General features: G+C 65.2%; 19 protein-coding genes and 1 pseudogene. 12 read left to right on the forward strand and 8 right to left on the reverse strand.

Translation table 11 applies throughout. The annotated features are described in order from the left end of the window. Positions 1–128 precede the first annotated feature (128 nt). Together N1F91_RS00005 and secA are read right to left on the reverse strand one after the other, a co-directional pair. Positions 129–758 (reverse strand): annotated as a pseudogene (locus N1F91_RS00005) (lipopolysaccharide biosynthesis protein); the annotation flags it as partial. A 153-nt stretch (positions 759–911) separates the two neighbouring features. Beyond that, positions 912–3,638, reverse strand: coding sequence for a preprotein translocase subunit SecA (gene secA, locus N1F91_RS00010; RefSeq protein WP_289988103.1), 2,727 nt, complete (start codon positions 3,636–3,638; stop codon positions 912–914). A 243-nt stretch (positions 3,639–3,881) separates the two neighbouring features. Between secA and N1F91_RS00015 the strand changes: the two genes are divergently transcribed. The 6 genes from N1F91_RS00015 to N1F91_RS00040 all read left to right on the forward strand — a co-directional run bounded on the left by N1F91_RS00015 (position 3,882) and on the right by N1F91_RS00040 (position 7,937). Then, positions 3,882–4,754, forward strand: a complete 873-nt coding sequence (locus N1F91_RS00015; protein WP_289988105.1) for a peptidylprolyl isomerase — start codon at positions 3,882–3,884, stop codon at positions 4,752–4,754. A gap of 27 nt (positions 4,755–4,781) precedes the next feature. Next, positions 4,782–6,023, forward strand: a complete 1,242-nt coding sequence (gene argJ / locus N1F91_RS00020) for a bifunctional glutamate N-acetyltransferase/amino-acid acetyltransferase ArgJ (protein ID WP_289988107.1) — start codon at positions 4,782–4,784, stop codon at positions 6,021–6,023. 33 nt (positions 6,024–6,056) lie between these two features. Next, positions 6,057–6,812, forward strand: coding sequence for a GNAT family N-acetyltransferase (locus N1F91_RS00025; RefSeq protein ID WP_289988108.1), 756 nt, complete (start codon positions 6,057–6,059; stop codon positions 6,810–6,812). A 2-nt stretch (positions 6,813–6,814) separates the two neighbouring features. Continuing rightward, on the forward strand, positions 6,815–7,228 hold the full coding sequence (locus N1F91_RS00030; protein WP_289988109.1) for a (deoxy)nucleoside triphosphate pyrophosphohydrolase: 414 nt from the start codon (positions 6,815–6,817) through the stop codon (positions 7,226–7,228). 133 nt (positions 7,229–7,361) lie between these two features. Beyond that, positions 7,362–7,652: a hypothetical protein gene (locus N1F91_RS00035; RefSeq protein ID WP_289988111.1), complete on the forward strand. Its 291-nt coding sequence runs from the start codon at positions 7,362–7,364 to the stop codon at positions 7,650–7,652. Between the two features lie 117 nt (positions 7,653–7,769). Further along, positions 7,770–7,937 carry a Flp family type IVb pilin gene (locus tag N1F91_RS00040; RefSeq protein ID WP_289988113.1) on the forward strand — a complete coding sequence of 56 codons (168 nt, stop codon included), beginning with the start codon at positions 7,770–7,772 and terminating at the stop codon, positions 7,935–7,937. Positions 7,938–7,943: 6 nt separating this feature from the next. Here the strand turns inward: N1F91_RS00040 and N1F91_RS00045 are convergent, their stop codons facing one another. After that, positions 7,944–8,816, reverse strand: coding sequence for a methyltransferase domain-containing protein (locus tag N1F91_RS00045; RefSeq protein ID WP_289988115.1), 873 nt, complete (start codon positions 8,814–8,816; stop codon positions 7,944–7,946). A gap of 83 nt (positions 8,817–8,899) precedes the next feature. On the opposite strand from N1F91_RS00045, the gene N1F91_RS00050 reads away from it, so the two are divergent. The 5 genes from N1F91_RS00050 to N1F91_RS00070 are packed head-to-tail and all read left to right on the forward strand — an operon-like array spanning position 8,900 to position 12,204. Next, a complete protein-coding gene (locus tag N1F91_RS00050; RefSeq protein ID WP_289989739.1) occupies positions 8,900–9,685 on the forward strand; it encodes a ComF family protein in 786 nt (261 codons plus the stop codon). A gap of 22 nt (positions 9,686–9,707) precedes the next feature. Beyond that, positions 9,708–9,968: a glutaredoxin 3 gene (grxC, locus tag N1F91_RS00055; protein WP_289988117.1), complete on the forward strand. Its 261-nt coding sequence runs from the start codon at positions 9,708–9,710 to the stop codon at positions 9,966–9,968. Between the two features lie 11 nt (positions 9,969–9,979). Continuing rightward, complete coding sequence (locus N1F91_RS00060) at positions 9,980–10,843, forward strand: carbon-nitrogen hydrolase family protein (protein ID WP_289988120.1); 864 nt, start codon at positions 9,980–9,982, stop codon at positions 10,841–10,843. Continuing rightward, positions 10,840–11,265, forward strand: a complete 426-nt coding sequence (locus N1F91_RS00065; protein ID WP_289988122.1) for a DUF1178 family protein — start codon at positions 10,840–10,842, stop codon at positions 11,263–11,265. The genes N1F91_RS00060 and N1F91_RS00065 overlap by 4 nt, the downstream gene beginning before the upstream one ends. Positions 11,266–11,313: 48 nt before the next feature. Then, positions 11,314–12,204 carry a DMT family transporter gene (locus N1F91_RS00070; protein WP_289988125.1) on the forward strand — a complete coding sequence of 297 codons (891 nt, stop codon included), beginning with the start codon at positions 11,314–11,316 and terminating at the stop codon, positions 12,202–12,204. A 25-nt stretch (positions 12,205–12,229) separates the two neighbouring features. Here N1F91_RS00070 and ubiG read toward each other — a convergent pair whose 3' ends face one another. Continuing rightward, positions 12,230–12,982 (reverse strand): bifunctional 2-polyprenyl-6-hydroxyphenol methylase/3-demethylubiquinol 3-O-methyltransferase UbiG, encoded by a 753-nt coding sequence (ubiG, locus tag N1F91_RS00075; RefSeq protein WP_289988128.1) that lies wholly within the window; start codon positions 12,980–12,982, stop codon positions 12,230–12,232. Between the two features lie 119 nt (positions 12,983–13,101). Here ubiG and N1F91_RS00080 point away from each other — a divergent pair, with 119 nt between their 5' ends. Beyond that, positions 13,102–14,517, forward strand: a complete 1,416-nt coding sequence (locus N1F91_RS00080; protein WP_289988129.1) for a mechanosensitive ion channel family protein — start codon at positions 13,102–13,104, stop codon at positions 14,515–14,517. Between the two features lie 16 nt (positions 14,518–14,533). On the opposite strand, the gene truB is transcribed toward N1F91_RS00080, so the two are convergent. The 4 genes from truB to N1F91_RS00100 form a co-directional block, all read right to left on the reverse strand. Then, entirely contained in the window at positions 14,534–15,520 is a 987-nt protein-coding gene (gene truB, locus N1F91_RS00085; protein ID WP_289988130.1) for a tRNA pseudouridine(55) synthase TruB, read from the reverse strand. Further along, complete coding sequence (gene rbfA / locus N1F91_RS00090; RefSeq protein WP_289988132.1) at positions 15,520–15,927, reverse strand: 30S ribosome-binding factor RbfA; 408 nt, start codon at positions 15,925–15,927, stop codon at positions 15,520–15,522. The genes truB and rbfA overlap by 1 nt, the downstream gene beginning before the upstream one ends. A gap of 108 nt (positions 15,928–16,035) precedes the next feature. After that, positions 16,036–18,606 (reverse strand): translation initiation factor IF-2, encoded by a 2,571-nt coding sequence (infB, locus tag N1F91_RS00095; protein WP_289988135.1) that lies wholly within the window; start codon positions 18,604–18,606, stop codon positions 16,036–16,038. Next, positions 18,603–19,253 (reverse strand): RNA-binding protein, encoded by a 651-nt coding sequence (locus N1F91_RS00100; protein ID WP_289989741.1) that lies wholly within the window; start codon positions 19,251–19,253, stop codon positions 18,603–18,605. The genes infB and N1F91_RS00100 overlap by 4 nt, the downstream gene beginning before the upstream one ends. Positions 19,254–19,265 lie beyond the last annotated feature (12 nt).

Here is a 19,265-nt window from a genome sequence, read left to right on the forward strand (position 1 = left end):
ACGTCTGTATTCTTCGTCATGGCGTGATCTCCTTGGCGGTGTCAGCCGCCGGTTGGGTGGGTTTCGTTCACCCGGAGATTACGCCACCTTCAAATTTCCACCACCTTCGCGACACGACCAGTTGGTGGGTAGCCGGCGGCGAGCGCACCGGCCATGCAGGCGAGGATCAGCACGGGGCGCACGAGATAGGTGGGCGACAGAGCCGAAAAGGCCCACGCATGGGCCCGGGATATCCCCTGCAGGAGATCCGACAGCGCGATCATCGGCAGGCAGATGATCCCGAGATAGAAGGGCACGACGTAGTAGCTCTCCACCGCATCCTCGAACAACCACAATCCGGCGAAGCCGATGCAGGCAATGAGCGTGGAGGATGCGATCGCGAACAGGCGGCTCGTCAGGAGGAGGCCGCGGAGTTCCTCCGTCCGGCCATTCTCACGGTATTCCGAAACGAAACGGATGACAGAGGTGTGGAAGCCGAGGCAGGACAGGTTCCCGGCAATGACCATGGTCACCCAGACGAGAACGAAGATGCCGTACTCGAATGGACCCATCCAGCGGGCGAGCAGAACCTGGCTGACGAAGGCGATGACGGCGTTTACGATGCGGATGGCGAAGGCGATCAGCGAGACGCGGCCTGCTTCGCCCGCTTCGTCGCGACCGCCCAACAGCGCGTCGGCGCGTCTCAGCAGCGGGCGTGCCGCCGCTGCGAGACGCTCCGGTAGCAGCCTGTCCGCAGTCGTGGCGGCTGAAAAACGCACTGTACCCATACCTCGAAAGCGTCATTGCGACGCTCCGAGCCATATCATGCACAGCTTAAGAAACGGTTCGGCGGGACATGCCGGACAGACCGCGATGGCGGCTCGCCACCGCGTCCGGGCCAGCGTCCGGCCCTGGGGTCGTCCGTGCGCCGGTCAGACGAACGCGCCGTGGCAGTGCTTGTACTTCTTGCCCGACCCGCAGGGACAGGCTTCGTTGCGCCCGACCTTGCCCCAGGTCGACGGATCTTCGGGATTGCGCTCCTCAGGCGGAACAATGGTGGCCTCGTAGGTTGCAACCATGACCTCGTCGTCGGCGAACTCGTCCTCTCCCGTCGTGGCATCGACATGGTGGCCGACCGCGCGCGGTGCGGCGGGCGGCGGCGCCTCGGCGGCTTCCCGCACGAGTTCGACGCGCATCAGTTGTGATGTGACCGCCTGGCGGAGGTTGCCCAGCATCGCCTGGAAGAGTTCGAATGCCTCGGACTTGTACTCGTTGAGCGGATCGCGCTGCGCATAGCCACGGAAGCCGACGACGGAACGCAGATGGTCGAGGTTGACCAGATGTTCGCGCCAGAGGTGGTCTAGCGTCTGCAGGAGGATGGACTTCTCCACATATGTCATGATGTCGGGACCGAAACGCTCTGCGCGGTCCTTCGCCATCGCATCCGCCGCCTGCGTCAGACGCTCGGTGATCTGCTCCTCGTCGATGCCTTCCTCACGGGCCCACGCCTCGATCGGCAGGTCGAGGTTGAGGTACGAGCGGACGCCTTCCTGAAGGCCTTTGATGTCCCATTGTTCGGCATAGGCGTTCTCGGGGATGTGCTTGGAAACGAGCTCCTCGATCACGTCCTGGCGCATCTCGGCGACCGTCTCGGACAGGTTCTCACCGTCCATCAGTTCCTTGCGCTGCTCGAAGACGACCTTGCGCTGGTCGTTCATCACGTCGTCATACTTGAGCAGGTTCTTGCGAATATCGAAGTTGCGGGCCTCGACCTTCTTCTGCGCCTTCTCGAGCGCCTTGTTGATCCAGGGATGGATGATGGCCTCGTCTTCCTTGAGGCCGAGCTTCTGCAGCATGCCGTCCATGCGCTCCGATCCGAAGATGCGCATCAGGTCGTCCTGCAGCGACAGGAAGAACTTTGAACGGCCGGGGTCGCCCTGGCGGCCCGAGCGGCCGCGCAGCTGGTTGTCGATGCGGCGCGACTCATGTCGCTCGGTGGCCAGCACGTAGAGGCCTCCGGCGGCGAGCGCCTCGTCCTTCAGGCGCTGCACATCCTCGCGAATGGCCTTCTCCCGCGCGTCCCGTTCCGGTCCCTCCGGCACGCCTTCCAGTTCCTGCGCGATGCGCATGTCGGCATTGCCGCCGAGCTGGATGTCGGTGCCGCGGCCGGCCATGTTGGTGGCGATGGTGATCGCCCCCGGCTTTCCTGCCTGCGCAACGATCTGTGCCTCGCGCTCGTGGTGGCGGGCATTCAGGATCTCAAAGGTCGTGATGCCGTCCTTGCGCAGGCGTTCGGCCAGGAATTCCGACTTCTCGATCGAGGTCGTGCCGACCAGGATCGGCTGGCGCTTGGCGCTCGCCTCCTTGATTTCGCGGACGATCGCTTTGAACTTCTCCTCGACCGTCCGATAGACTTCGTCGTCCTCGTCGAGGCGCGACACGGGCAGATTGGTCGGAATTTCCGAGACGCCGAGGCCGTAGATGTTGCCGAACTCCTCGGCCTCGGTCGACGCGGTGCCGGTCATGCCGGCGAGCTTGCCGTACATGCGGAAGTAGTTCTGGAAGGTGATCGACGCGAGCGTCTGGTTTTCTGGCTGGACCTTGACGTGCTCCTTGGCCTCGAGTGCCTGGTGCAGGCCTTCCGAATAGCGGCGGCCGGGCATCATGCGTCCGGTGAATTCGTCGATGATGACGATCTCATCGTCGCGGACGATGTAGTCCTTGTCGCGCTGGAAGAGCCGGTGCGCCTTCAGCGCGTTGTTGACATGATGGACGATCGAGACGTTCTCGACGTCGTACAGCGATGCGCCCTTGAGCAGGCCCGCCTGGCGCAGCAGGTTCTCCAACTTCTCGGTGCCTTCCTCGGTGAACGTGGCCGTTCGCTGCTTCTCGTCGATGTCGAAATCGGAGTCATCGAGCTGGGGAATGAAGGTGTCGATCTGGTTGTAGAGCTCGGAACGATCGTCTAGCGGCCCCGAGATGATCAGCGGTGTGCGCGCTTCGTCAATCAGGATCGAATCCACCTCGTCGACGATGGCGTAGTTGTGGCCGCGCTGCACCATCTGCGACCGCTCGTACTTCATGTTGTCGCGCAGGTAGTCGAAGCCGAGTTCGTTGTTGGTTCCGTATGTCACGTCGCAGGCGTAGGCCGCCTTGCGCTGCTCGTCGCTGATGCCGTGTACGATCACGCCCGTGGTCAGGCCCAGGAAGCCGTAGACGCGGCCCATCCATTCGGAGTCGCGCTTGGCGAGGTAGTCGTTCACCGTGACGACATGGACGCCCTTGCCGCTGAGCGCGTTGAGATAGACAGGAAGCGTCGCGACCAGCGTCTTGCCCTCGCCAGTCCGCATCTCGGCGATGCCGCCATCATGAAGCACCATGCCGCCGATGAGCTGCACGTCGAAGGGCCGCAGGCCGATGGCGCGGCGCGCGGCCTCGCGGGCCACGGCAAAGGCGGGGACGAGGAGATCGTCGAGTTCGCGCCCGTTGGCGATCTCGGTACGGAACTCATCGGTCTTGCCGCGAAGCGCCTCGTCGGAGAGCGCCTTCATTTCGGCTTCAAGCGCATTGATCGCGGCGACCCTCGGTCGCAACGATTTGATGCGTCTGTCATTGGCCGAACCGAAGATCTTGCGGGCGAGGCCACCGAGACTGACCATACAATGGTCCTTTCAAAAGAAACCGCTCCGGCACAGGCCGGCGGGATCGCGCCTTTGCGGGGTTTTTCGGCGCGGTCCTCAATCAAAAAAGCGTCCGGAAAACGGTTCTGGACGCCAAGACGAAGGACAGATAAGAGGGGGCGCTGGCGATGTCAACGTTCGCTGCCGGAGCCTCCGATCGCCAAATTTCGCCTCATTCCGGCGCGAAAGGCTGCGCCCCACGCTTCCGTCTGGAGATATCCGATGCGTCCTACCGTCCCCCTCCGCTCGCTTGCCGCATGCGGCCTGGTTTTCGGGCTCGTGTTCTCGGCACCCGTCGCGGCATTCGCCCAGGATGCGGCTCCGGACAAGACGGTAGTCGCCACCGTGAACGGCTCTCCGATCACCGAGCACGATCTGGAGATGGCTCAGAGCGACCTCGGCCCGCAGTTCGCCCAGCTTCCCGAAGAGCAGAAGCGCGCCGCCGCGCTGAGCGCTGCGATCGAGATCCGTCTGCTCGCGACAAAGGCCGACGAAGAGGGGCTCGACGATACCGAGGCCTTCCAGGACCGGATGGAGTTCCTTCGCCAGCGCGCGCTTCACAGCGCCTTCGTGGAGAGCAAGGTCGCGGCGGAGGTGACCGAGGAAGCCGTTCGCGCCCGCTACGACAAGGAAGTTGCGGCAACGCCGCCGGTCAACGAGATCCGCGCGCGTCACATCCTCGTGGCGACGAAGGAAGAGGCCGACGCGATCGTCGCCCAACTCGAGGCAGGCGGTGATTTCGAGGCCATTGCCAAGGAGAAGTCCACCGATGGCGCCGCCGCGCAGGGCGGAGATCTCGGCTATTTCGGCCCCGGCCAGATGGTGCCGCCTTTCGAGGAAGCGGCCTTCGCTCTCGAGGTCGGTCAATATTCGAAGGAGCCGGTGCAGACGCAGTTCGGCTTCCACGTGATCAAGGTCGAGGACAAGCGGACCCAGCAGCCTCCGGCTTTTGACCAGGTCAAGGAACAGGTCCGTACCCTGCTTTTCCGGGAAACCTACTTCGCCGCAGTCCAGGCGCTGCGCGAGGCGGCGACGGTCGAGGTACAGGATCCGGCGCTGAAGGCGGCGCTCGGCGAGGAAGAAGCAGCGCAGTAAGCTCGAACGCCACGCGGTCCCTTCGCCATGTCCAGCACCATCTCTCCGCTCGCCCCGCGCAAGCATCCCGTTCTGCCCCCGATCGAGGGCGTGCGTATCGCGACCGCTGAGGCGGGCATCAAGTACAAGGGCCGCACCGATCTCCTGATGATGAGTTTCGATGACGGAACCACCGTGGCTGGCGTCCTGACTCGTTCGAAGTGCCCGTCGGCGCCGGTCGACTTCTGCCGGCAGAACCTGCCGGCAGGCAAGGCGCGCGTGCTGGTGGTCAACTCCGGCAACGCCAACGCCTTCACCGGGAAGAAGGGCAGGCAGACAACCGCCATGACGGCCAAAGCCGCGGCTGCGGCGGCGGGATGCGGCGAGGACGAGGTCTATCTCGCCTCCACCGGTGTCATCGGCGAACCGCTTGACGCTGCCCGTTTCTCGCACCTGCTCGCCGGGCTCGCCTTGGACGGCTCCGCCGATCGCTGGGCCGACGCCGGCAGGGCGATCATGACCACCGACACCTACCCGAAATACGCCACGGCCACGGTGAAGCTGGGAGGAGTCGACGTCACGATCAACGGCATCGCCAAGGGCGCCGGCATGATCGCTCCGGACATGGCGACGATGCTGTCCTTCGTGGCCACCGACGCGCCGATAGAGGCGCCCGTGCTGCAAAAGCTTCTGAAGCGGGGCGCCGATTCGACCTTCAACGCCGTCACCGTCGACAGCGATACGTCGACCAGCGATACGCTGCTCCTCTTCGCCACGGGCAAGGCGGCCGGTCGCGGCGCGCCGCGCATTTCCTCTGACGCCGATCCGCAGCTTGCACAGTTCAAGAGGGCCCTGAACCGCCTGCTCAAGAACCTTGCACTGCAGGTCGTGCGGGATGGAGAAGGCGCCCGCAAGGAGATCGAGATCGCGGTCTCCGGCGCCCGCTCGGCCCGCTCGGCCAAGCGCATTGCGCTGTCGATTGCCAACTCTCCGCTCGTCAAGACGGCGGTCGCGGGTGAAGATGCAAATTGGGGTCGCGTCGTCATGGCTGTCGGCAAGGCCGGCGAACCGGCCGACCGCGACAGCCTGGCGATCTGGTTCGGCGACATCCGCGTCGCTCATGAAGGCGAGCGAGACCCCGCTTATTCGGAAGCCGCGGTGTCAGGCTACATGAAGAACGATCGCATACGCATCGGCGTCGACATCGGCCTTGGGCGCGGCAAGGCCACGGTCTGGACGTGCGATCTCACCAAGGAATACGTCGCCATCAATGGGGACTACCGCAGCTAGAGCGGGGTTTGAGTGCGGACGGGACTGGGCAATATGCCGGAACTGGCGATGGTGAGGCGCTACGAGGCCGCTGGATTCCGTGCGTGGCCTGCGTCCTTCGTACAATATGATGGAACCTGGGTGATCCGGTTGACGGCCGGCCTGCCGGCAAAGCGGCTCAACTCGATCAACCCACTGGATCCGGGCGACCATTCCAACATTCCCGATCGTATCGCCAGGGCGGCGCGCCGCTTCGACGCCTATGGCCGGCCGCTGACCTTCCGCATTTCGCCACTTGCCGGCCGTGCGCTTGCAAACCTTTTCGACCGGGAGGACTGGCTGCGCTTTTCGGAATCCATTGTCATGCGCGTCGACCTCGACGGAGCGCGCCTTGACGGCGTCATGGACCAGATCCCGCTCAAGGATATCGGGCGCTTCGTCGGTGCGGCACTGCGGGTGCATGGCATGGAACAAGCCATGCGTCCGGGCCTGTCTGAGGTGATCGGGTCCATCGAGCCAGAGGCCGGCCTGTTCGTTGCCGAGGAGGCGGACGAGCCTGTCGCAACCGCGATCTGCGTCCAGGATCGTGATCTGGCCGGCCTTTTCGAAGTGGCGACCCTGTCGGGCAGGCGCGGCAATGGCTACGGTCGGCAGGTGGTGATGTCGGCGCTCAAATGGGCGCGGCATCGCGGCGCCCGCGAGGCATGGCTGCAGGTCGAGGCAGACAACGACCCTGCACTCGCGCTCTACCGTTCGCTCGGATTTGCGGAAGTATACCGCTACCACTACCGCCGTCCGCCAGGCACCTGACAATGACCGGAACCCAACGGCGCATTCTCCTCGTCGCAGCCTGCGCGCTCGTCGATGCCGACGGCCGCGTGCTGCTCGCCGAGCGCCCGCATGGCAAGGCCATGGCCGGGCTCTGGGAGTTTCCGGGCGGGAAGGTCGAACCCGGTGAAACGCCGGAGGAGACGCTGATCCGCGAACTGCGCGAGGAAATCGGCATCGAGACCAGGGTGGCGTGTCTCGCGCCTCTCACCTTCGCCAGCCACACATACGACGGCTTCCACCTGCTGATGCCGCTCTATGTTTGCCGCCGGTACGAAGGGGTGGCACGTGGACTGGAGGGCCAGAGGCTGAAATGGGTCCGCCCGCGCGACATGCGCGAGTACCCGATGCCGCCCGCCGACGAGCCGCTGATTCCCTTTCTCATCGATCTTCTCTGACGGTCAAGGCGATTGCCGCTCCGCTAAAAGCGGCCGCCAACAGCGTTAATGGATCGTTCAGGCCGTCATGCGAAGCTTGTTCCAGGACGAGCCAAGGCGTTTGTGCGCGGCATGGCGACGATGGGGATCGGCGATGCGGATGGATGACGACTGGAACGGCCCACAGCCCAGCTTCATACCGGGCAGCGCAATCCGCCTCGCGCTGATCTTCGGCTCTGTAGCAGTGGCCCTCGGACTCGTCATCGCGCCGCTCGCAGAGGAACGGCTGACGCGCAGAGCGGACGCCGACGGCCTCGACTTCATGTCGACGGGCTCCGTCGGTTCGGATCGCAGCTACACGATCCGCCGCAGCGTTCTGCAGGCTTCGCCGGAGTCGGTCTGCATTATCCGCTCGGACGGCGCCCAGACCGGCGACTGCCGGTGAATGCGTCGCGCGGCAGCACAAGAAGCCGCGTTAGCGGCAATTAACCGTGCCGGTTAAGGGAATCTTCCAATCCTGATGGTTAGAGTTCCACCTGGTAGAGGAAGAGTGCGCCCACCTATGCTCGCGAAATTCTGGATCGATGAAAGTGGTGCGACGGTCGTGGAGTACGGCCTGATCGCCACCGTTCTGTCTCTCGCGATCGTCGGAGGCATCGGCAAGGTCTACAGCGCGATCGAGTATCTGTTCGGCGAACCGACCTCCGCCTTGAACGGCTCCCTGAACTGAGGGGGTCTACGAGCCCTCTCGCGACTTCAGCGCCTCGGCCAGCGAAATCGTCCCCGAGCCGGGCTTCAGCGGCTTCTGCTGCGATTCATGTGGCGCCCAACCGGACATCCAGACCAGGTTGAACGTCGCCCTTACCCTCCCGTCCGCATCCGAGAAACGCTCGGCATAGATTTCGGCCGCTCGTAAGAAGACGGCGCGTCGCGTCGGGTGCTTCAGCCGGCCGCGGAGCGGGTTGGTCGCGCCCATGGACCTCAGGTCCCGCATCAGGCCGAACATGTCGCCGTACCGGACGCCAACCGTCTCGACATCCGCCACAGGCAGCGCGAAGCCGGCGCGCTGCAGCAGGCCTCCGATGTCGCGCACGTCGGCGAAAGGGATGATGCGCGGGCTGGCGCCGCCCATGATGTCCGTCTCGGCGGCAAGCAGGCAATCGCGCAGTTCCGCCAGTGTTCCCGCGCCCGCAAGGCAGGCCATGAAGAGCCCGTCCGGCCGGAGGGCACGGCGTATCTGGATCAACTGCCCCGGCATGTCGTCCGCCTCCTGGAGGTTGAGCAGCGACACGACGAGATCGAGGCTTCCGGGCTCGAACGGCAGCCGGTCTCCGTCGGCGACGAGACCCTCATCTTCGTCGAGGAAGGACGGGTCGGCCTCGATCCGCAGCACGTCGCCGACCTTTCCCGATGCGGCGAGGGCCTCGGCCACCAGCGGCGTCCAACCTTTCACGACGGCGGCCTTGGCAAAGCGCCTCTCCACGGTCGAAAGGCGGTCGACCAGATCCTCTGCGACGCGTCGCAGGAGGAAATCGGCGCCATCCGCCGCCTGTGCCCGCGCCCGCTTCCGGCGCTGGACCACGAGGCCGGTTTCGAACAACACTTCCATGATGGATCCCTTTCCTCGATTCCGTCGGGGACCGATGGGCCGACCCCGCACAGTCTGATAGGATCGGCCCATTGGAGAGCGTGGTGGCCGATCTGTCTCCCGATATCAAGCGCCGAGTGACCGCGTTGGCGGCCGGTGCCGCGCGCATCCTGTTTCCGCCCCTGTGCGGCGGCTGCCGTACGATCGTCAGCATCCCGGGCTCGCTCTGCGGCGCGTGCTGGACAGAGTTGAGGCTTATCGAGCCTCCCTGGTGCGAAATCCTCGGCACGCCGTTCCAGTTCGATATGGGCGACGGTGCAGTGTCTCCCGCCGCGATCGCAGATCCCCCGGCCTTCGACCGCGCGCGTTCGGCGGTTTCCTACACAGGCGTTGCGCGGCGCATGGCTCAGGCGCTCAAGTTCAACGACCGAACCGATCTCGCGCCCTGGATGGCGGTCTGGATGCTGCGGGCGGGCCGCGAACTGCTCGCCGAGGCCGACATCGTGGTGCCCGTGCCGCTGCACCGCCGACGCTTTCTGTGGCGTCGCTTCAACCAGTCGGCCGAACTCGGTCGAGCGGTCGCCGCTGCGGCTCGCCTTCGCTTCGAGCCAGAACTCGTCATGCGCCGTCGCAATACCCGGCAGCAGGTCGGCCTCGGCAGAACGGAACGAGATGAGAATGTGCGCGGCGCCTTCGTCGTTCGGAAGGTCGCGAGCGACGCCGTGCGCGACCGGCGGATACTGGTGATAGACGACGTCTTCACGACCGGAGCAACGGTATCCGCTGTCGCGCGTTCGCTCAAGCGAGCGGGGGCCCGTGGCGTGGATGTGCTGACCTTCGCCCGCGTTCTGCCGGAGGACTTCCTCGATGCCGAAAGTGACCCTATATAGAAAAGCCATCCGGAACCATGCCATGCCCGACGTGACCATCTACACCCGCATGATGTGCGGCTATTGCAGCGCTGCAAAGCGGCTTCTCGACAAGAAGGGCGTGTCCTACACGGAGCACGATGCGAGTTTTTCCCCGGAACTGCGCAAGCAGATGACCGAGCGTTCCGGGCGCAGCACGTTCCCGCAGATTTTCGTCGGTGACGTCCATGTCGGCGGCTGCGACGACCTGCATGATGCGGAAGAGAGCGGTCGGCTCGACAAGCTGTTGTCCGGCAACGCCTGAAGGAATGGACCATGAGCGTGTTCAAGGTGGCGGCACTGCAGATGCGATCCGGCATGGATCCCGCCGCCAACGCGCAGACCTTCGAAACGATGGTGCGTGAAGCGGCGGCCCTTGGAGCCCGCTACGTCCAGTCGCCAGAAATGACGGGCGGCCTCGTTCGCAACCGGGAGGCGCTCCGTGCGATCCTGAAGTCCGAGGCCGAAGACATCATCGCGGGGACGGCCTCCAGGCTCGCTGCCGAGCTGGAAATCACGATCCATGTCGGCTCCACTGCCATCGCGCTCGCCGACGGCAAGGTCGCCAACCGGAGCTTCCTGTTCGCCCCCGATGGCGCACTGATTACCACCTACGACAAGATCCACATGTTCGACGTGGATCTCGATAATGGCGAAAGCTGGCGTGAGTCCGCCACTTACCAGCCCGGCGGTCGTGCCGTGGTTGCTGCGGTCGAGGAGGTTCGTCTCGGCCTCGCGGTCTGCTACGATCTGCGCTTTCCGCAACTCTTCCGCACCCAGGCGCTGGCCGGGGCCGAGATTCTTACGGTGCCTGCAGCTTTCACCCGGCAGACCGGCGAGGCGCACTGGCACGTGCTGCTGCGCGCCCGCGCGATAGAGAATGGCGCCTTCGTTATTGCCGCCGCCCAGGGGGGCCGCCATGAGGATGGGCGCGAGACCTATGGCCATTCGATGGTGGTGGACCCGTGGGGACGCGTCCTGGCCGAGGCTGGGCACGACGAGCCGGCGGTCGTGATCGCCGAGATCGACACTGCAGCATCGTCTGCGGCGCGCAGGAAAGTGCCCAATTTGAAGAACGCCCGTGAGTTCGAACTCGACGAGGTGGCCGCGCCGGTCCCGCTTCGGAGAGTTGCCTCGTGATCCGTTTCTCCCTGAGATGTGACGGCGACCATGCCTTCGATGCCTGGTTTCGCAACAGCGAGGACTTCCACAGGCAGACCGACCGGCGCCTCGTCGAGTGCCCGCATTGCGGGTCGAGCAGCGTGGAGAAGGCGCTGATGGCGCCTTCCGTCTCCACCGGTCGCAAGCGCGAGCAGATTGCGCTCGCCATGGGCGAGGAGCAGAAGCGCGTCCTGACGCAGCTGAAGGAACTGGCCGAGAAGGTGAAGCGGGAGGCAGACGATGTTGGTGACAGGTTCGCCGAGGAGGCCCGAAAGATTCACTTCGGCGAAACGGAGGCGCGAGGCATCTATGGCCAGGCGACTCCGGACGAGGCCCGGGCACTGATCGAGGATGGGGTGGAGTTCATGCCCATCCCGGTCTTCCCGGACGACAGGAACTGAGACGGCGCCGGGCGCCGTCATCGTTCGAATGACGTTGGACAGTCATACATGAAACCGGTCTGGGATTCGGCGGCAGCGCTGCTGATGATCACCGGCGGCCTGCTCGGCATGATTTTCCCGCTTGGCAAGATCGCCAGCGAGGCGGGCGTCTCGCCGGTGATCTGGTCCTTCGTCATCTCCTTCGGCGTCGCGACGACGCTGGTCGTGGTGGATGCGGTGCGGTGCGGGCTGCGTCGGCCCGACGCGCACCGGCTACGCTACTTCGTTCTCGCTGGGACCATCTCCTACTGCATCCCCAACATCATCGTCTTCGCGGCCATTCCGCATCTCGGCGCCGGCTTCACAGCCATCATGTTCACGCTGTCGCCGGTCATCACCCTCTGCCTGTCGATGCTGCTCAAGCTGCGGCGACCGAACGGGCTTGGCATCGCCGGCATCGCCGTCGGCTTCGCTGGCGCGCTCGTTGTGGCGACGACCCGCGGCGAACTCGGCCAGCCTGCCTCGCCCCTCTGGGTTGCGCTGGGACTGCTGATCCCCGTCGCCCTCGCGCTCGGCAACATCTACAGGACGATGGACTGGCCGGGCCATGCAGGCGCGCTGGAACTGGCCTATGGCAGCCATTTTGCTGCGGCCGGCGTCCTGCTGCTGGTCGGTATCTGGTCGCCCTGGGGCTTCGATCCTTCGGCGCTTGAGGCGGTTCCGCTGGAGACCCTTGTCCAGGTTCTGTCATCGGCGGGCATGTTCGTCTTCTTCTTCCGCCTCCAGGTGGTTGGCGGGCCAGTCTATCTCAGCCAGATGGGGTATGTCGCCGCAGCCCTGGGCCTGGTGTCCGGAACGCTCTTCCTCGACGAGCACTACGCGCTGCTGACATGGGTCGGAGCCGCCATCATCGCCGTCGGCGTGGCCATGACCACGCGTGCTCAGTCACAGTCGGCCTGACGGACGCTTCCGTGCCTCTGCCTGCTCAGGAAAGGGCGGGCTTCTGTGCCAGCACCATGTAGTTGACGTCGAGGTCGCGCGATTTCTGCCAGCGGTCGGCGAAGACATTGTAAGTGACTCCGGTCCGATCGGTGATAGTCATGCCGGACTCCGAAAGCGCCCGCTCCAGTTCGTCTGGCCGCACCAGCTTCTCGTACTGGTGCGTGCCACGCGGTAGCCAGCGAAGCACGTACTCCGCGCCGACGATGGCCAGCCCGAGCGCCTTCAGCGTCCGGTTGATGGTGGCGACGAACATGATGCCACCGGGCTTCACCATCTCCGCGCATTTCGACATGTAAAGCGGCACGTCCGAGACATGCTCCACCACTTCCATGTTGAGGATGACGTCGAACTGCTCGCCCGCATCTGCCAGATCCTCGGCGGTCGTCGCCCGGTAGTCGATCGAGACGCCGCTCTGCGCCGCGTGCAAACGTGCCACTTCGATGTTGGTCTCGGAGGCATCTGCCCCGACAACCGTCGCGCCGAGACGAGCCATCGGCTCGCAGAGGAGCCCGCCGCCACAGCCTATGTCGAGGAACCGCAGCCCGTCGAAAGGCCGGCTCGAGCGCGGATCCCGGCCGAACTGTTCGGCCACCCGGTCGCGGATGTAGGCCAGCCGGACAGGATTGAACTTGTGCAGCGGCTTGAACTTCCCCGTCGGGTCCCACCATTCCGCAGCCATCCGCGAGAAGCGGTCGACTTCGGCGGGATCGATGGTAGTCTTGCGCGTATCGGCCATGAAGGGTCTCCGTTGGCGACCAGTCCTAGTTGGATGGTGGAAGGGGAATGTCAAGGCCGCGGCGAGGCCCCAGTCGCCACCTGCAGGAACGACGCGGCCCGCCATGGCGTTGCGCGTCCATGGAAGCAGACATCGGGTTCATTGACGATACACGGCGGATGCCGATCCGGCGACTGAGCCAGATGGCGGTGGTTGCCTCGCTCGCTGCAGTGCTGTCATCTCCCACGGCCTCCCAGGAGGCGGTGGCCCAGGGGGACGACGGTTCGCCAACGCCAGCCGTTGCGCCCGAGTCTTCCGGTCTCGACCTGGAGAATGCCAGGCGACTGCAGGGAATCCTCAAGTCCACGCGCTGGTTCGAGCAGGCCAGCGTGTCGATACGAGATGGTGTGGTGTTTCTCGACGGTCTGGCGGACGTCCAGGAGCACCGACAATGGGCAGGCGAACTGGCGGCGAACCTCCCCGGCGTCATCGCCGTTGTCAACCGTATCGAGCTTGCTGGCGACGTCGGCGCCACTTTCTCGCGCGCCGGGGAAGAATCGGCGAGGCTCTACAAGCGCGCCGTTCAGGCATGGCCGCTGCTCCTGCTGGCCGCTGTAATCGCCCTCGCCACCTGGGTCGTCGCCGGCCTTGTCAGCCGCGCGTCCGCTGCCTTTCTCGCGCCGCGCATCTCCTCACCGCTGCTTCGGTCGGTCATCGTGCGGGCATTGAGCGTGCCGGTCTTCCTGCTGGGGATCTACTTCGTCCTTCAGGTGGCGGGTCTGACCAACCTGGCCGTCACGGTCCTGGGCGGGACGGGACTGATCGGTATCGTCATCGGATTCGCTTTCCGCGACATCGCCGAGAACTTTCTGGCGAGCCTGCTCCTCAGCGTCCGCAATCCGTTCCGCTCCGGCGATCTGATCGATGTGGGCGGACATGTCGGCATCGTGCAGAACCTGAACACGCGCAGTACGGTGTTGCTGACACTGGACGGGAACCATGTGCAGATTCCGAACGCCACCGTCTACAAGAGCATCATAAAGAACTACTCGAGCATCCCGAGCCGGCGGGCCGAGTTCATGGTCGGGGTCGGCTACGATACCTCCACCGCGGCGGCACAGGCCATCATCGCCGGCGTGCTCGGAAACCATCCGGCTGTTCTCGACCAGCCGGAGCCGCTGGTGCTGGTGGACCAGCTGGGTACGGCAACGGTGGATCTGCGGGTGCAGTACTGGTTCGACAGCGCGAGCTATTCGCCCGCGAAGATCAACTCCGCGCTGCTGCGCCTGTCGAAGAATGCGCTGGTGGCGGGCGGAATCGATATGCCAGATCCCGCCCGCGAGGTCGTCTTTCCGAAGGGGGTTCCCGTTTGGCGGGCCGATCGGCCCGCTGATGCGGGATCGACCCCGGAACGGCCTCCGAGGGAAGGTACGCCGCCAGTGGATGACGAGGCGGCGACGGTCGGTGAAGGCGACCTTGCGAGCGAGACTCGCGATACCCGGGGAGGTCGGCGTGGAGATATCCCCGAGGGACAGGAAAATCTGCTCAAGGAATAAGGGTACCCGACATTCGTCAGCGACCGGCGAAAACCCGCTTCGGCTTGAACATGCCCGCCTCGATAGCCCCGATCGCGACGAGCCGACCCCGCGCGGTGACACAGGCTTCGTCTGCCTCGACGGGGGCATCGCGACCCCGCACGATCACCGGATTGCCGAGCCGGATCTTGGTTGCGGCGTCGTCGGAAACAGCTACTTGCGGCAGGCAGTCGAGAGCGGCACCCGTGTCGACCACGAGTGCGTCGATCGCGGAGAACCGTTCCTTTTCGCTGCGCGGGTCGATGATGCGGCCGTCCTCGCCTGGTTCGCCCACGGGAGCGGCCAGCGCGGCTGCGGCCTCGAGGTCCGCAAGGGTCACGAGTTCGTCGGGCGTGAAGGGTTCCACTTCGACGCGGCGCAGTTCCGAGATGTGACCGAAGCAGCCGAGGTCTCGGCCCATGTCTCGCGCCAGCGAGCGGACGTAGGTGCCCTTGCCGCACTCGACCTCGAAAACGGTCCGGCGCTCGTCCAGCCACTCGATGAGATCGAGCCGGCCTATCTCGACTTCCCGCTCGGGGATGTCGATCGTCTCTCCTTCACGGGCGAGGTCGTAGGCACGTTCGCCGGCGATCTTGATCGCCGAAAACTGCGGTGGCGCTTGCATGATCACGCCGGTGTACTTCGGCATAAGCGTCCGTACCTGTTCGTCTGAGGGACGCAGGTCGGACGTCTTCGTCGCTTGGCCCTCAAGGTCGTCCGTCGAACGCTCCTCGCCCCAGGTGACGGTGAAGCGGTAGACCTTGGCGCCGTCCATGACGTAGGGCACGGTCTTAGTAGCCTCGCCGAGTGCGATCGGCAGCATGCCGGACGCCAGCGGATCCAGCGTGCCGGCATGGCCGGCCTTGTCGGCCTTGAACAGCCACTTGATCTTTGCCACCGCGTCCGTTGAGCCCATGCCGTGCGGCTTGTCGAACACCACCCAGCCGGAGATCGGGCGACCCTTCTTCTTTCCGCGCCGCGCCATCAGTCCTTGTCCTCTTCGCCGTCGCGATCGAGGTCGCGGGCCACTTCGGGCGAACGCAGCAACTGATCGATCTTGCTCATGTTGTCGTAGCTGGTGTCGAGCCGGAAACGGAACTCCGGCATGTATTTCATCTGCCGCAGCGCACCGGAAACGCGGCCGCGGATGAATTTTGCATTCTGCGCCAGCGCCTTGATCACCGCGTCGCCGTCGCTGGCGCCGAGCGGCGTGACGAAGGCCGTCGCGATCTTCAGGTCGGGCGACATGCGCACCTCCGAAACCGAGATGACGGTCTTCTCGATAACGTCGTCGAGAACTTCGCCGCGCTGGAGCACGTCGGAAAGGGCGTGGCGAACCTGCTCGCCGACGCGAAGCATGCGCTGGGAAGGACCGGAGGCGGAAGAAGACATGATTTCAAATCCTGGATCGCGGGCGCGGGATCGAACCGCGCCGCACGTCTCGATAGGCCGGAGGGGCGGCGACGTGCCGCCCCCTGTCAAAGGAATCCTGGTCGGAGACTACAGCGTCCGCGTGACCATCTCGACGCGGAAGCACTCGATGATGTCGCCCGCGCGGATATCCTCGTAATTCTGGAACGCCATGCCGCACTCTTGCCCGGCAGGCACTTCCGGAACCTCGTCCTTGAAGCGCTTGAGCGTCTTCAGCGTTCCCTCGTGGATCACCACGTCGTCGCGGATCAGGCGCACGCCCGCGCCGCGCTCGACACGACCGTCGGTGACGCGGCAACCCGCGACCTTGCCGGTCTTGGTGATGTTGAAGACCTCGAGAATCTCCGCATTGCCGAGGAACGTCTCGCGGCGCTCCGGCGAAAGGAGGCCCGACATCGCCTGCTTCACGTCATCCACGAGATTGTAGATGATGTTGTAGTAGCGGATCTCGACGCCCGCCTTCTCGGCGGCCAGCAATGCCTGCTTGTTGGCGCGCACGTTGAAGCCGATGATGGCGGCGCTCGACGTCTCGGCCAATGACACGTCGCCCTCGGTGATGCCGCCTGCGCCCGCATGGACGATGCGCGCACGGACTTCGTCGGTGCCGAGCTTGTCGAGCGCGACCGTGATCGCCTCGATCGAACCCTGCACGTCGCCCTTGATGACCAGTGGGAATTCCTTCAGGCCGGAAGTCTGGAGCTGCGACATCATCTGCTCGAGCGAGCCGCGCTGCCCGGCATGCTTTGCCACCGCCTTGTCGCGGGACAGCCGCTGGCGGTACTCGGTGATCTCGCGGGCGCGGGCCTCGTTCTCGACGGTGGCGAAGCGGTCGCCTGCCTTCGGCGTGTTCTGGAGACCGAGCACCTCGACCGGGGTAGAAGGGCCGGCATCCTTGATCTGCTCGCCGCGATCGTTGATCAGCGCGCGGACGCGGCCCCACTGGTCGCCGGCGACGATGATGTCGCCGGGCAGGAGCATGCCGGTCTGCACGAGAACCGTCGCGACCGGGCCGCGGCCCTTGTCCAGCTTCGCCTCGATGACGACTCCTTCCGAAGTACGCTCCGGATCGGCACGAAGATCGAGCAGTTCGGCCTGCAGCAGGATCGCCTCGAGCAGCTTGTCGAGGTTGATCTTCTTGGTCGCCGATACTTCGACGTCGAGAACCTCGCCGCCCATGGTCTCGACGAACACCTCGTGCTGCAGCAGCTGGGTGCGGACTTTCTGCGGATCGGCATCCGGCTTGTCGATCTTGTTGATGGCCACGATGATCGGAACACCGGCCGCCTTGGCGTGGCTGATGGACTCGATCGTCTGCGGCATCACGCTGTCGTCGGCTGCAACCACAAGCACTGCGATGTCGGTTGCCTGCGCGCCACGGGCACGCATCGCCGTGAAGGCGGCGTGACCGGGTGTATCGATGAAGGTGATCTTCTGGCCGTTCTTCTCGACCTGGTAGGCGCCGATGTGCTGGGTGATGCCGCCGGCTTCGCCGGACACCACGCTGGTTTCGCGGATGGCGTCGAGCAGCGACGTCTTGCCGTGGTCGACGTGGCCCATGATCGTGACTACAGGCGGACGCGGCGCCTGGTTCTCGGGCTTGTCAGCGATGTTGAACAGGCCTTCCTCGATGTCGGACTCGGCAACGCGCTTGACGGTATGCCCGAATTCGCTTGCCACCAGTTCTGCCGTGTCGGCGTCGATGACGTCGCCGGGCTTCAGGATCTGGCCCTGCTTCATGAAGAACTTGACCACGTCCACGGCGCGCTCGGCCATGCGGCCGGCGAGTTCCTGGATCGTGATGGTCTCGGGAACGGTCACCTCGCGCGAGATCTTCTCGCGCGGCTCCTGGTGCATCGCGCGCTTGAACTTCTCCTGGCGGCGACGCATCGACGACAGCGACCGGCCGCGGGCCTCGTCGCCCGACAGGGCGCTGGTCAGCGTCAGCTTGCCGCGCCGACGGTCTTCGTCGCGCGTGGTCTTGGCAGGACGCGCAACCTCGACGGCGGGCGCACGCTTTGGCGCGACCGCCGGGCGGGCCTTGCTCTTCGTCTCCGCCTCTTCGGTAGCCGGCTCGATGTCGATCTGCGGCGCGCGGCGCTTGGCCTCCTCCTCGGAGCGGCGGCGCGCTTCGGCCTCGGCTGCGAGGCGGGCTTCCTCCTCGGCCTGCCGGCGTGCGGAATCCTCGCGCTCCTTGCGGCGGCGCTCGTCTTCCTCGGCGCGACGCTGCGCCTCCTCCTGTGCGCGCTTGCGCTCTTCGGCCTCGCGGCCACGGGCGCCTTCAAGCGCGCGGCGCCGCGCTTCCATTTCCTCGCCCGACAGGTCGTTGAGCACGACACCGGAGCGCTCCGTCTGAAGCGGCGGACGGACGCGGTCGGATTGCAGTTGCTGTGTGGGCGCGGCAGGGCGCGGCGCCTGCGGCTGAGGCCGCGGTGCGAGCGTGACCGGCTGGCTGCTGCCTTCGGTCCGTTCTCCAGGAACGGAGAACTTGCGCTTCTTCGTTTCGACGACGACAGACTTCGTGCGCCCGTGCGAGAAGTTCTGACGCACGGTGCCCTGCTCGACGCCGGGGCGCTTCAGTGTCAGCGTCTTCTTCGTATTCACGGTCAGCGTCTTGTCGTCGCCTGATTTCGTATCCGTCATTCCGTATCCTTATGAGGCGTCGTCGTTCCCGGGACACCTTCAACCGCCGCGCGGCCATCCGGGGGTCCGCCCCGGTAACGGTCAAGCGCAACCGCGCGCCTGAATGCCGCCTTGCCTGCGTCCTGCGCGAGCACGGCAGCATGTATCACATTTGTACCCCCCATTGCCAAACCCATTTCGGCTTCCGAAAGGAGTTTGTATGCGGGTATGTCCGGTCCGCCCAGATGGACGGTGGCCGTGCGTGCCTGCGTCATTTTCCGCACGCCGTCCTCGGCCGCCTCGAAGGCGTGGAGGACGACGAGCGCCTTGCCCGACCGTATCGCGGCATCGACTTTTGCCGAGCCCAATGCCACAGCGCCGGCCTTTCGCGCAAGTCCAAGGCCGCCGCACAATGCCTTCACCATCAGTCCGTCGACCAGCGCGCCGAGTTCCGGGTTCGCCGTCACCTCCGCCTTGAGGGCACGGCGAAACAGCTTCTTGCGTACGGCCTCGTCGACCCGTCCCCGTTCAGCCGTGACCCAGCAGCCTCTGCCCGGCAGGTTCCGCTTCAGGTCCGGCACGACGGACATGTCCGGGCCGGTCACGAAACGGATCATCTCGTCCGGCTCGCCCACGAGGCGCGTCACGATGCATGTCCGCTCGACCATCTCGTCCAACAG

Origin of the sequence: Aquibium sp. ELW1220, from assembly GCF_030398385.1 — a bacterium.
GTDB lineage: Bacteria > Pseudomonadota > Alphaproteobacteria > Rhizobiales > Rhizobiaceae > Aquibium.

What these genes read in the sequence shown, in the direction of transcription:
- N1F91_RS00045 (WP_289988115.1), bottom strand. Translation starts at nt 8,816, where the DNA reads ATGGAAGTGTTGTTCGAAACCGGCCTCGTGGTCCAGCGCCGGAAGCGG.
- secA (WP_289988103.1), bottom strand. Translation starts at nt 3,638, where the DNA reads ATGGTCAGTCTCGGTGGCCTCGCCCGCAAGATCTTCGGTTCGGCCAAT.
- infB (WP_289988135.1), bottom strand. Translation starts at nt 18,606, where the DNA reads ATGACGGATACGAAATCAGGCGACGACAAGACGCTGACCGTGAATACG.
- grxC (WP_289988117.1), top strand. Translation starts at nt 9,708, where the DNA reads ATGCCCGACGTGACCATCTACACCCGCATGATGTGCGGCTATTGCAGC.
- N1F91_RS00030 (WP_289988109.1), top strand. Translation starts at nt 6,815, where the DNA reads ATGACCGGAACCCAACGGCGCATTCTCCTCGTCGCAGCCTGCGCGCTC.
- argJ (WP_289988107.1), top strand. Translation starts at nt 4,782, where the DNA reads ATGTCCAGCACCATCTCTCCGCTCGCCCCGCGCAAGCATCCCGTTCTG.
- N1F91_RS00070 (WP_289988125.1), top strand. Translation starts at nt 11,314, where the DNA reads ATGAAACCGGTCTGGGATTCGGCGGCAGCGCTGCTGATGATCACCGGC.
- N1F91_RS00035 (WP_289988111.1), top strand. Translation starts at nt 7,362, where the DNA reads ATGCGGATGGATGACGACTGGAACGGCCCACAGCCCAGCTTCATACCG.
- N1F91_RS00080 (WP_289988129.1), top strand. Translation starts at nt 13,102, where the DNA reads ATGGAAGCAGACATCGGGTTCATTGACGATACACGGCGGATGCCGATC.
- N1F91_RS00025 (WP_289988108.1), top strand. Translation starts at nt 6,057, where the DNA reads ATGCCGGAACTGGCGATGGTGAGGCGCTACGAGGCCGCTGGATTCCGT.
- N1F91_RS00060 (WP_289988120.1), top strand. Translation starts at nt 9,980, where the DNA reads ATGAGCGTGTTCAAGGTGGCGGCACTGCAGATGCGATCCGGCATGGAT.
- N1F91_RS00100 (WP_289989741.1), bottom strand. Translation starts at nt 19,253, where the DNA reads ATGGTCGAGCGGACATGCATCGTGACGCGCCTCGTGGGCGAGCCGGAC.
- rbfA (WP_289988132.1), bottom strand. Translation starts at nt 15,927, where the DNA reads ATGTCTTCTTCCGCCTCCGGTCCTTCCCAGCGCATGCTTCGCGTCGGC.
- N1F91_RS00040 (WP_289988113.1), top strand. Translation starts at nt 7,770, where the DNA reads ATGCTCGCGAAATTCTGGATCGATGAAAGTGGTGCGACGGTCGTGGAG.
- truB (WP_289988130.1), bottom strand. Translation starts at nt 15,520, where the DNA reads ATGGCGCGGCGCGGAAAGAAGAAGGGTCGCCCGATCTCCGGCTGGGTG.
- ubiG (WP_289988128.1), bottom strand. Translation starts at nt 12,982, where the DNA reads ATGGCCGATACGCGCAAGACTACCATCGATCCCGCCGAAGTCGACCGC.
- N1F91_RS00015 (WP_289988105.1), top strand. Translation starts at nt 3,882, where the DNA reads ATGCGTCCTACCGTCCCCCTCCGCTCGCTTGCCGCATGCGGCCTGGTT.